8 protein-coding genes, 1 tRNA gene and 1 pseudogene are annotated in these 12,694 nt (G+C 38.3%); 7 read left to right on the top strand and 3 right to left on the bottom strand.

What is annotated here, in order from left to right; all coding sequences use genetic code 11:
• The first annotated feature begins 177 nt into the window (after window positions 1-177).
• The 6 genes from QZ367_RS07215 to QZ367_RS07190 all read left to right on the top strand — a co-directional run bounded on the left by QZ367_RS07215 (window position 178) and on the right by QZ367_RS07190 (window position 6,213).
• Window positions 178-1,134: a DUF3137 domain-containing protein gene (locus QZ367_RS07215; RefSeq protein WP_291938990.1), complete on the top strand. Its 957-nt coding sequence runs from the start codon at window positions 178-180 to the stop codon at window positions 1,132-1,134.
• Window positions 1,135-1,492: 358 nt separating this feature from the next.
• Window positions 1,493-1,568: transfer RNA gene (locus tag QZ367_RS07210), tRNA-Val, on the top strand.
• Window positions 1,569-1,813: 245 nt separating this feature from the next.
• Window positions 1,814-2,074 carry a hypothetical protein gene (locus QZ367_RS07205; protein WP_291938988.1) on the top strand — a complete coding sequence of 87 codons (261 nt, stop codon included), beginning with the start codon at window positions 1,814-1,816 and terminating at the stop codon, window positions 2,072-2,074.
• Between the two features lie 121 nt (window positions 2,075-2,195).
• The gene (locus QZ367_RS07200) at window positions 2,196-2,711 is read left to right on the top strand and encodes a hypothetical protein (RefSeq protein ID WP_291938986.1); all 516 of its coding nucleotides are present in this window, start codon (window positions 2,196-2,198) and stop codon (window positions 2,709-2,711) included.
• A gap of 515 nt (window positions 2,712-3,226) precedes the next feature.
• Entirely contained in the window at window positions 3,227-5,302 is a 2,076-nt protein-coding gene (locus tag QZ367_RS07195; protein WP_291938984.1) for a TonB-dependent receptor, read from the top strand.
• Between the two features lie 119 nt (window positions 5,303-5,421).
• Window positions 5,422-6,213, top strand: coding sequence for a class I SAM-dependent methyltransferase (locus tag QZ367_RS07190; protein ID WP_291938982.1), 792 nt, complete (start codon window positions 5,422-5,424; stop codon window positions 6,211-6,213).
• Between the two features lie 519 nt (window positions 6,214-6,732).
• Here QZ367_RS07190 and QZ367_RS07185 read toward each other — a convergent pair.
• A complete protein-coding gene (locus QZ367_RS07185) occupies window positions 6,733-9,213 on the bottom strand; it encodes a DEAD/DEAH box helicase (protein ID WP_291938980.1) in 2,481 nt (826 codons plus the stop codon).
• Window positions 9,214-10,137, bottom strand: a complete 924-nt coding sequence (locus QZ367_RS07180) for a DUF1837 domain-containing protein (protein WP_291938978.1) — start codon at window positions 10,135-10,137, stop codon at window positions 9,214-9,216.
• A 301-nt stretch (window positions 10,138-10,438) separates the two neighbouring features.
• Between QZ367_RS07180 and QZ367_RS07175 the strand changes: the two are divergent.
• Window positions 10,439-11,140 (top strand): annotated as a pseudogene (locus QZ367_RS07175) (IS1595 family transposase).
• Window positions 11,141-11,502: 362 nt separating this feature from the next.
• Here QZ367_RS07175 and QZ367_RS07170 read toward each other — a convergent pair.
• Complete coding sequence (locus QZ367_RS07170; protein ID WP_291938976.1) at window positions 11,503-12,660, bottom strand: hypothetical protein; 1,158 nt, start codon at window positions 12,658-12,660, stop codon at window positions 11,503-11,505.
• Between the last annotated feature and the right edge of the window lie 34 nt (window positions 12,661-12,694).

The raw sequence follows: 12,694 nt of genomic DNA, 5'->3' as shown, positions 1-12,694 counted from the left end.
ATCACGGAATTTATGCTGCAATTTGAGCTTGGCGGCAAATTTCACTGCGCGCGGCTCGCGCAAGTAGCCATAAAATTTAGCGGCTCTAAACAACGTGCGCCTATTGCGCCGTATCGGGCGCAGATTTACGCTGCGCCGCAAGGTTGCGCCATTAAATTTAATAAATAGAGGTTTAGCGTGGATATTAAAACCGTCATAGATTTAGAAAAGCAGCGCAAACGGCTTAAGAAAAGTCGCAAGCTTTGGAAAATTTTAAGTTATCTAGTAGCGTTTGCGGTTTTCGGTCCGATGCTTGCGCTCGCATTGATAATAATCTTTCGCGATTTTCCCAAACTCGATCTCGGCATAGAAAGTTTATTCTTTTTAATCATGTCTATTTTAGCAATAATCAGTACGAGAGATGAATTTTACGAGTGGATTTTTGAGCGTAAAACCGAGCGATTTTTGATGCGCTACAAAGAGCTTTATCTCAAGCCATATATCGAGAGCCTGGGCTTTTCGTATAAAATGGGCGCGCTTTTTCAGGAAAAAGAGGTAAGGCAAAGCGAGATATTTGACGGATTTGATAGATTTCGCGCGGATGATCTGGTTTGTGCGAACCTGGACGGAGTGGATTTTATGTTTTGCGATATAAGGCTAGAAAAAGATATCGGTACGGGAATCCCATTTATTTTTAAAAATAATTACGTCACATTTTTCGAAGGACCCTTTTTTGTGGCAAATTTTAATAAAAAAATCTGCTCCGACGTTTTTGTTTTTTCGAATACGACACTGCCGCCGTCTGAGTTGCGGCGCAAGCTACTGGGTGGTCGCGAAATCCCGATAGATAACGCGTACTTCAATCAAAATTTTACGATCTATGCAAACGACGCAATGACGGTTATGTATGTTCTGACGCCGGCGCTGATGGAGAAAATTTTATCTCTTAAACAGCTCGTGAAATCGAACATCTCGCTGAGCTTCAAGCAAAATAAAATTTACATCGCGATAGCTCGCGGCGCCGATAGTTTCGAGCCGAGTCTAGATCAGCCGATACTCAATGCCCGTATCGCAAAGGATATCAAGGCGGATCTGGACGCGATGTTGCAAATCGTAAAAATTCTAAGGCTTAATGAAAAAATTTGGACGTCTTAGCCAGGCGCAAGGCGGAGCGAGGCAAGCGGGCGAAATAATACAGGGCGAAGCAAGGCGAGTAGATGAAACGAGGCGGGGTGAAGCAAAGCGACTAGATAAAACAAAGCGGAGCAGAATAAGGTAGAGCGAAACACGCGAGCGTCGTGCAAGCGTGATAAAATTCCGCGTGGGATTGCGAAATTTAGTTGCGGGATAGAATTTTGCGCGGAGCTTCGGCATGGTGGTGAAATTTTGCGCAAAATTTCGACGGCATTTTACGTCGTGGCGAAATCTTGTATAGAATTTCGGCGGAATTTCACGAAAAGTTAAAATTTGCTTGCTATTGAGAGATTTTTTTGATATACTGCCGTTTCTTTTTGGCCCCGTAACTCAGTTGGTAGAGTGTCACCTTGACATGGTGGAAGTCGTTGGTTCGAGTCCAATCGGGACCACCATTTAAGCTACTTTTAAGTTTCACTCACTTCTTTTTACTTCTCTTTAATTCCTGCTTAAGTTGTTTTCAAATTTTAATCCACTTCATTTTCGCGCACAGCGCCTGCCTTAAATTTAGTTATTCCAACATCTTTCATTTTTATTTTAGATATAATTTTTCCCGAAATACTATGAGATCGATTAAGCGATCAATGAGATGAATTTTTATCGGCAACCGATTAAATTTAGAAAGGAGTATCGGCGCTATATGGGACAGTATGTTATAAAAACATTAGATTACTGCACAGAAAAGGGACTGCAGCTACAATGGGAAAAGGACTTCGCGATCTCCGTCAATACTCCAGGAAACGAAGTTACTATAAGGGCAAATAAAAGCGGACTTATATCTCTTGCTAGGCATTTGCTTACTTTAGCGCAAGATTCCGCGCCGAAACATTCGCATATACATCTGGATGAGTATAATTCGCTTGAGGAGGGCTCGGCGGAACTTATATTGGAGAAAATATGAACACGAATAGCATCAATATGGATAAAAAAGAGTTATTATACCCCGCAATCGAAGCGATGGGATTATATTTAACGGCGCTTTATGAATGACGGAGTAGTGCGCAAAAAAGGAGAATAAATCAGTGCTGCCGAATAAAATTTATATTAAAGACGATCCTCTAACTATCGATGAGGAACTTATGGGGCATGAGTATCATAAATTAGATATTAAAATTCTAGAAGACAAAAAGCTTGTGGTATTGGGTTTTACTACAAATTTGGCTATGTATTATTTCGCAAAAAACATTTTAACATTCTCGTATAATCGAAAGGTCTCATACCTAGAGCTTTTTCCTTATGATACAGTGGACGGAGTGCGATTTGCAAAAAATAGCGCTCAGCTATGCATAGATATAGAGGAATTTATCAAAATGGGCGAAGCGGAGTGCTATATAGCGGACGATATGGATAAGTATAAATTTGAGCTGGATTTTAAAACATTCTACCAAAGCGTTACATTTTATTTCCCTAGTACGGAGGATTACATAAATTTCGCCAAATATCTGCTAAGCATGAGTATCTACAATAGAAAAAATAGGGTAAAATTTTATAGCGAAGGTTATACGTTGATTTTACAATATTGCAGGTTTGTTATATGAGAAATTTAGAGCGATCAAAAATAAAATTTATCTCCCATAAAGCCCAAATTTAAGGATCGGACGGTATGGCGCAAAACGTTATGAATAAAGCAAGTCATAACGAAAAGGAGCAGCAAAATGCTAGATAGAATCGGCTCCTGTTGTATCGGCATGATGGCAACTATCTCAAAAAGCCTATAGGAATAAAAAATGAGCGCTAGGATAGGTTTAATACTTTTGGTCGCATTTTAGACGGGTATGATTTTAGGGATTGACTAAATTTTAAAAATTCCAGCTAGATCCGCTTTGCAAATTTGCCGCTTTAGGAAATAAAAACCGCTAAAGAGTCTAAATTTAAAACCGAAATTTTACCGCTCTACGTAAAACGCTCAAGATCAAAATTTCATCCAATCTACGCCAAAATTTTAAAAAATCTATCTTTAATCTTTGAAATTTATTATTATTTAATCAAGAGAAATTATAATATAGCATTTGCAAATCATTCGCAAAATTTTAATTTTGAATAGGGGAGAGTGATGTTTAAGAAATTTTATCTTTCAAATGCCGCAATCGCGCTAAGTTTGTGCGCCGCCTTACAACTAAACGGAGCCGAAAACAACGCTACGTCCGCAAATATCAGCGCGTCTAGCGCAGAGGCGGTAAATTCCGTAGCTTCTAAAAACGCTTCCGGCGCGAACACCACAAAGCTGGGAACCATCGTAGTTACAGCGACGGGCTTTGAGGACACGCTTAAAAACGAGGTTCGCAACGTTTCCGTTATCACTGCGGAGGATATGGAAAACCGCGGTTACCGCGATCTGCGCGAAATTTTAGAAAAGGCGCCGGGGGTTAGCTTTAACGGCAGATCGGTTGATTTGCGCGGGCAAGGTGCGAAAGCCAATACCTCCGTCAAGGTCCTTCTTAACGGAGTCGCTCTCAATATGATCGACACGACGCCTACGACCATCCCGATTGATCTCGTTCCGATCGAAGATATCGAGCGCGTGGAGATCATCCCCGGCGGCGGTAGCGTGCTTTACGGCAGCGGCACCAGCGGCGGCGTGATAAATATCATCACAAAAAAGGGCGCAAAATATCCATACGCCAATGTCTCTACCAAGATCGCGTCGTATAATTATAAAGATCTAAATTTCGGCGCAGGCGGGAATGTGAGCGAAAATCTATTTCTAAAGACCGCAATAAAGGGCTTTGATCAGCATGGATACCGCAAGGGCGAAAGAGAGCGAGGCTACTATACATCATTTGGACTAAATTATAAAATTTCAGATGATCAAAGCCTCTCTTTTAATCCAAGCTTTTATCGCGCCAGGACGCATGATGTGCCGGGTTTAGGGCTTGCCGAGCTTAAAGCGGATCGTCGCCAACAAGGAGGCGAGAGGACCTTTACCAAAAGTACGCGACTAAATTTTGACTTGGATTATGCGGTAAAATTTGGCGATAGATTTGAAGCAAATTTACAGCCTTATTACCAAGATATTAGAATTTTGCAAAAGGGCTTTGTGATGAAAGATCGCAAAGAGGGGGCGAATTTAAAGGGCAAATTTACCTATGATAACGACGAGCTCATAGCGGGATATGATTATCTTAAAAATAAGGGCTTCCGCAGGATCGATTTTAATACCGCAATAAATCCTATGATGAGCCTTTCACAACTTACGATCTTTGATATGCAGAAACTTACCCACTCGGTTTATGCCTTAGAAAAGCACGACTTTACGGAGCTGTTTTCGCTTAGTGCTGGCGGGCGTTTTGAGCGCGCCGAATACAAAGTAGATCGCGAGGTCTCTACGACGATGCGTAGGATGGGGCGTATAATCTCGCAGACGCAGGACAGCACGCACGTAACGGACGATAAAAACAACTATGCTTTTGAGATCACGCCGAATTTTAATTATTCCAAAGATGGCAACGTCTATTTTAAATTTGAGCGAGGCTATATCTCGCCAGGCCCTAATCAGCTCATCGACAAGCTCGGTCGCAACGGCCCTTACGTACTTAATAACCTCAAATCCGAAACCTTTAAAACCTATGAGATCGGCATGAAGGATCTAATCTATGGGCAATACGTAAGCGCGACGCTGTTTTGGACCGATACGAAAAACGAGATCGTAAACGAGCTACTCGGTAGCGGCTTTAATAGCGGTTGGCATTTCATCAATATCGACGAGACGCGCCGCAAGGGCGTGGAGCTGTATGCGGAGCAAAACCTGCTTTCAAATTTAAAGCTCAGCGAGACCTTTTCATACGTGGACGCCAAGATCCAATCCGGCGCGAATAAGGGCAAGCAGGTTCCGCTAGTGGAGCGCTCGAAGTTCGTTTTGGGCGTCGATTATGAGCCGATTAGAAATTTAACGCTGATGAGCGATTTTAAATATTTCTCATCATCGCACGACGCCAACCACGACAGGATCGATTCGCGCACGATCGTGGATCTGGGCGCTGCGTACCGCTTCGCAAGCGGATTTTTGATAAGCGCCGGAGTCAAAAACGTCTTTGACGAAGAGTATAATTACAACCAAAATTTACGCGCAGATGTCTATACTCCGGCTCCCGGACGCAACTACTACGTGGAGTTTAAATACGCCTATTAGCGTGCGTTTAAATTTAAGCGAGGTTTGAGCTGTGAAATTTAAAATTTACGGGCGGAATTTAAAATTTCGCCGCGACGTGCTTTGCCGCTGCGGGATTAAATTTAATAAAAGGAGCGAAGATGAAACCGGACTATAAAAACTGGGTGCCTAAGGGCATGATCGCGAGCTTTGCCGCGGGTGCGGGCGTAGCGTTAGTTTTGTTTTTGATTTTCGGCGTTTGCGGCGCACTAGTCGGCGGCGTGCTAAGGTGGTTTCTTGCGGGGCTTTTCGGCGCAGCGGCGCTGTTTTTGGTCGGCTTTACGATCTACTGCGTCGTGTGGTACCGCGCGTTTGATTACGACGGCAAGCGTCAGCTCTCTCGCGCGATCGTAGAGGGCACGGCAAAATATGTAGATCTGCCTGAGGGCGGTCGCGGGCTAGACGTGGGCTGCGGCAGCGGCGCGCTAACGATCGCCGTCGCCAAGCGCAACCCGCACGCATCGGTGCTAGGCGTCGATCGCTGGGGCTTTGAGTACGCGTCTTTTAACAAGCAGCTGTGCGAATCCAACGCGCGCGCCGAAGGTGTGCAAAACACCAGCTTCGAGCAGGCCGACGCCACGAAGCTGCCCTTTGAGGACGGCAGCTTCGATGCGGTTGCAAGCAACTACGTCTATCACAACATCATGCGCAAGGACCGCCAGGCGCTGCTTTTAGAGACGCTTCGCGTGCTTAAAAAGGGCGGCAGCTTCGCGATCCACGATCTTTTCTCGCGCGGAAACTACGGCGACATGGATGCTTTCATCGCACGACTTAAGGAGCAGGGCTACGAGCGAGTCGAGCTTATAGATACGACGCAGGGGCTTTTTATGGGTCCGCGCGAAGCCAAATGGCTGATGCTGGGCAGCTCAAAGCTTTTGGTGGGCAAAAAATAGAGAGCCTTCGTAAATTTGATAAGTTAATGTTACGAATATCTTTTATGGCTCTACCGTTTTGACTTCTATCCCCAGCAGGTTGCCTAGGGTAGATGACTTTTTAAATTTTGCCCAAATCTCGCTCGCGACAAAACGTCCGTCCTCGCTAAAAAGCTTGGTCTTCGAATCAAAAAAACATCTATCTAAGTGTTTGCTTATGAAATTTTATATAGTTTGCGTGATAGACTATATCGCTTACGTCAGCTTTTTTTGCAGTAGATTTGTATTTTTATGTTATTCCTTTAATTTAAAGCATGGTGATTTATATAAGCCTATTGTCTAGTAAGATAGAGATTATAAAAATTATCATACTTGACAAGAAAATTATAATTTTTAATTTATTGATATTTTTTTACAACTTACTTTAGATTGTTTGATTGGACCTACCATCTTATAACAATTTTTTAAACTATTTAAAAATTCCAAAACAAATATCTTTGCCTATAATTATAGTTTTTGTTTTTTATTAACTTAATTATTTCACAAAATCAATCCCATAATTTCATGCTTGCAAACTTCTGGTATATTAAGCTTTTTGATATCAATTTTTTGAAGAGCATAAAAACAATTAGTAACCGTTGGTTCGTCACAATAGAATTGCCTCGACATTTTTAATTTAATACTAGTAAGTCTAGATAATCCTAGCGAAATAAGACTCAAGATAGTTTTATCTGATGTGCCGCACTCTAGATATAATGGTAAATTTGGAATCAAATCAACATCAGAATCTTTATCTCTTTCTAAAAGTACTAGTTTCAATATATCTAAATATGCATGTGCCGCAATAACATATTTATACCTGATCTGTTCTTCTATTATTTTAAGAACTTCTCTTATAGTAGAATTAATGTTTTCTTTTGTATATTTGTTTCTTTCTAATATAATTTGACTTATCGGCTTATCATGTATCCAAGATGAGGCAATAAAACTAAAAAGTTCATATTGTTTATTTTTATCCCCTTTGTTGAACAGCATTGAATCTATAAGCTTGAAAATTAATTTTAAATTATCATTTGTATGTTTTTGATAGGCTTTTTTAGGAATAAATTCATTTAAATCATTACTACTATTTTCCTTAAAATACACATACATCTTTTGTAATCTTGTAGGATGGATTGAATAATGCTTTCTTATAATATTATCTGGCAATTGATGTGTAATTAGTTTGGAAATATCAAATAAATTTTGAATTTTTTCATAATTTTTATACTCTTTAAATTTATCAATATTTTGTTCATTAACAATAAAATCTAAATAAAATTTTCCAAAAACAGCAACTTCATTACTATCATTATTCTGATCTTTGGCAATTTCTATAATTTCATCAGTTTTTGTTAATAAGGAAGTTTCAAAATAAGCTTCTATTTCTTGGAGCTTATTACCTTCAAAGCTTTTTAACTCCCACTGATTTGGCTCTATACACCAAATATTTCCTTGAAATTCATATAAAAGCCTCCCGGCCCTTCCAATTAAGTTTAGAAAATCAGCTCGATTCATAGGTTGGTTTTTGCCTTTATTGGGGCGTGATATTATAATATTTTTTGCAGGCAAATTGACGCCCTGTAACAAAGTACTAGTACAAAATACAAACCTCAATTTCCCAATATTAGCAAGACGTTCAATCTCTGCCCTAATTGAAGATGGCATATAGCCATAATGGTAGGCGATTCCTTTTTTAAGACATTGAATTATTGAGTAATCCTTATGTATATCTTCTTTTATGAAATTTATTAAACCAACGATTTCATCATCATCAGTATCAGTATCGTTTATTTTTTTCGTTAGCGATAAAGCTCTTTTTTCAGCCTCACTTGGATCATTACAATATATCAATGTAAGTTCATCTTCTCTACAGATTTGTTCGGCAAGAGAAATTATTTTTTCATTTTTTCTAAATTTAAAATCTAATTTAAATTCGCCTAAATTTTTTCTTTGCGAGTTAAAATCTATATTTTCAATAAATACGCTGTTTGTTTTATTTTTGATTTCGCTTAACAATAAAATATTTTGTCCAACGGGTGATATATTTTCTATGAAATACTCATTATCAAATTTTTGCTTGAACAATTTATTAAAATACTCAGGGTTTTTAATTAATGGGCTAGCGAAAAATAAATTTATATCATGGTTTCTTTTGATTAAAAGCTCAATTGTATTTTGCAGCACCACACCCCTATTATTCTGTATTTCTTGCGCTTCATCTATAAAGCATGTATTAATTTTTATATTTTCTTCCAATAAAGTGCTCAACCTTTCTTGAGTAAGCACATATACTCTGCCTTTATCATTTGTTTTATCTTCTAAAATAGGCAAAATTCTGACATCAACTTTTCCAAATAGATTATAATGTTTTAATTTTTTTATTATTTTTTCACTCAATTCTTTAATTAATGCTCTGGTTGGAACAATTAAAACAATCACCTCATTAGGATTTTTAAGTAGTCTTTTTACTATTGCTAGAGTAAAAATAAATGATTTGCCCGCAGATGTTGGAGCAGACACACTAAAGAAATGCCTATCAGTCAATACGTCAAAAAATCGCTTTTGAAAGTCTGTTAAAAAAATTTGCTCGTTATTTTGCAATATGAGTTGATTTTCTTGTTCTCTTGCCATTCTTTCTAGATCGATTAAGAGACTTTGCGGTTGAAATTCTTCAGAAGGTTTATATTTTTTTAATAAATCCCTATTGGGAAAATTACCCAACCTCGAGAGAATACTAAAAACAATAGAATATAAAGCCGGATATTTTTCATAAAAATTAATAAATAGTTTTGTAGAAATTTCATATGAAAGCATTTGTTCATCATTCTTATCAGATAATGCCAACAAAGAAGCATACTTACACAACTGCAGAATTTCTTCTTCGCTAAATTGCTCCAAACTATTATCCTGTCTAATGTTTAGAGCTGATAAATAATTTATAATATCATACCTAATGAGTTTTTCAATTAAATCATTCATTCAAAGCTCCTCGTTAAATTTATCTCTTAATTCTTGTACGCTTTTAACTGGCAAAAAGAAAACCTCAAAATGAAATTGCTTTTTTGAAAACTTCTCAAACCGCGACTGTATTAATCTCGCCAGCCTAATGGTATCTTCTTGGTATTTAGTTTTAAATGTATCAATAAATTCTTGTCTTCTGGTTTGATCATCAAGCTTTTTGTATTCACTCCAATCATATCCAACTAAACAGGCATGATTTATTTTTATATCTTGGCTTTGTATTTTGCCACTTATAAAATCAAAAACTTTTTGCTTTTCGCCTTCTTTTAGGTATTTAAAATGAGTAGTCACCATATTGTATTCATGCTCCCACATTTTATCTTTGTGGAATTTTTCAATACTTTCAAAAATACTATCCATAGCTTCTCCAACATCCTTATAGAGTTTTGCTTCTCCAAAAAATATATTTAAAATATCATCAATTATCTTCATATGAATACCATCAGAACCAAAAGATTCCATCTGTCTATTTGTTTTTAGATCCATTTTTGCGACCATTTGAGGTGATTCCAATACGGCTTCCATTAAAAACCATAATATCATTTCTCCTATTTCTCCAGATGCAGGCTTATTTTTATCTGTAATCTCTTCTTGTTTCCATTTTCTAAAAAGCTTTTGAGCTTCACGATACATTTCATTTCTTTCTTGTTCCGTTGGCAACTCGTTTATTCTTCGCTTTTGTGCAGAAAAACAGTAATGAGTAAAATAACTTAATAATTTTTTTATTAGTAAATTAATTTTTGGATCCCCATTTGGATCAAATTGGATAAATTTAAATCTGAGATCCACATCTACTCCATTGATACTATTTAAATGTTCAACTTTGCCAAAAATACTATTGTAATCTTTTTTAGCCACAGATAAAAAGTCTTCCAAATTCATACCACCATCCTTGCTTCGCCTATTCAAAGAAACTAAATCTCATAAATTTCTAAATGTTTTATTTTACCTTATTTTCTCTAATTTTAGTATATTAGAAATGAAAGATATTTTAATATATTATAAAATTGTCTTTAATACCATTGTTCAATCTGTGGACATAGATAACCGATAGCTAGTTTTATTCATATAAGATCAAAGCATATTTGCAGGTCCTCTACTATACTTTTTATTTATTTTCTGTTTATTACATAATTAATTTTGGCTCAAGATAAGTTAAAAACTTTCAAAGGAGTTTTTAACTATGATTTTGTCGATGAAAAATAAATATATAGTTCGTTCCCGAATTTCAGAAAAGAAATTTAGAGAAATTCTCAAGTATTTTGCAGAAGATATAGAGGCTACTAAAATGTCAAATTTAACCGGAATTTCTAGAATTTCCATTAATAAAATTCTAAAAAGCATTAGAATTTTGATATCCAAAGAGTGCGAGAAGATATCTAAGTTTTCAGGCGAAATAGAAATAGATTAAAGCTACTTTGGATCTAAAAGGCTAAGGGGAAAAAGAGGTAGAGGAGCAGCAAATAAAACACTGGTATTCGGTATGCTTAAAAGAGACGGCAAAGTTTATACCCAGATAGTTAAAAACTGCTCTGCTAGTGAGTTGATACCTATATTATCTCAATATAGCGAGCTTGATAGCTCTACTATCTATTCAGATTGCTGGAAAGCTTATGACGGATTAGTAGATTAGGGAGCCAAAGCACACTACAGGATAAAACACTCAAAGAATGAATTTGCTAACGGTAAAAATCATATAAACGGCATAGAAAACTTCTGGGGTTATGCTAAACATAGACTAGCTAAATTTAAAGGTATTAAGAAAGAGAATTTCTTGCTTCATTTAAAGGAATGCGAATTTAGATATAATACTAAAACTACACAGGAAAACTTATATCAGAAACTGTTGAAACTGATAAGAGAGAATCTGCTTAAGTTTAATTGAGCCTAAATTTATAAATTTTCATCTACTTTTTTTTAGTAGCCATATTGTGTTCCGCACCTCTAGCTCTTATTAATGACTGATTGTAAAATAGCGTAAATATCGCCGAAATGCCAATGCCAAATGGGAGCGAGATTATTATAGTCTAGAAGAATGTGATTTAAGTATTTGTTATTTTTTGGCTACATCTGTTCATTTGATAATGAGAATATAAATAAAATCCTCATTTCATACTTATGTGCCACGATTAAAATATTGTTATTTAAAATTTTATATAGACTATTGTGCTTTATGTTGGAACAGTGCAGAATTGGGCGCATTAATTTAAAAGGCGAGAGGAGATTTATAAGCTAAAAAGTGCATATCTAAAGGTTAGGTTTTACCGAATTTATGCGATATAGGCTAAAGCAGCCGTAGTCGGTGCGCACGGCCAAAAATTCCTTGCCGCCTTCGCGCTCAAATTTCGCCTCGCAGCGCTTCACGACGTGCGAGAGCTCAAAGCTAAGACGCAAATTTCCGCTTTTTAGATCGATGATGCGGGCTTTGTCGTAGCTAATTAGCGCGAGCCTCGAACCGTCCTCGCTAATGCAAAGCTCGTCCGCCTCGGCGCATTCGTCCCGCAACCATGCAGGATTAAGTCGCTCGCCGCTTTTAGCGTCAAGGCAAATTAGCTTGCCCGTATAGCGCTCCTTGCCTAATATCGAGCCGTCCGCTAAAAAGCAAATTTTATCAAAAATGCCGAAGTCGCCCTTTATTTCGTTTAAAATTTCGCCGTTTAGCGTGTTTAAAATTTTGATCTCGTTTTGCTTGCAGCAAAGCGCAAGTCGCGTGCCGTCACCGTCGAGCGCGGCGCACAAGATTGGCGTGTAACTTTTCATTTCGGATTTGTATTCGGCAAGAGGCGAAATCTCGCCGCCGCGCAAAGTAAAAATTTGACCGAACATCGCAAACGCCGCCGTCTCGCCCGCTGCACCCGCAGCACAAACGCGGCTCGTAAATTCTCTATTTCTTTTAAAATTTAGCTCTTTGGAAAGGTCGGCAAACTCGCCCGTTTTTGGATCAAATTTGAAAATAAAATGATCCAAATCCAAAAGTAAAATTTCGCCCGCCCGCTGCGCATGCCACGCAAGCGGCTTTGGCAAAATAATATCCCCTTTTATCGCGCCGTCCGCGCCCAGCCTAGTCAAAAAATCGACCGAGCCGTTTTCTTTGTAGCCGCCGCATTTATAGACGAAATTTTCGCCCTCAAAGCTCGCAAACGCCAGCGCGCCCGTGTATCCGCCGCCGATGTAAACGTGCGGGCCCGTTTCGCCAGGCCTCGCATCCGCGTTTTGCATGATGTAGCCCTTTTTTAGGCTCTCCCACTTCTTTTTCACGCAGGCTTTTTGCGCCTCGTCCGTGCTAGCAAACTCCTTTTGCGTCTGCCTCGTTTTGCCGTTTTTGACGCTCTCGCTGATTAAAATTTTGCCCTCGACGCGCAAATTTAATCGGTCGCCGCTGGTTAAATTTATCAAATTTTTCATTTTCGCTCCTGCGAATTAGTTTTAAAGATTATCA

It is taken from the genome of Campylobacter sp. (assembly GCF_019423325.1).
Classification (GTDB): Bacteria; Campylobacterota; Campylobacteria; order Campylobacterales; family Campylobacteraceae; genus Campylobacter_B.
Note: the sequence above shows the minus strand (reverse complement) of the source record. Positions and strands in the feature narration are given on the sequence as shown.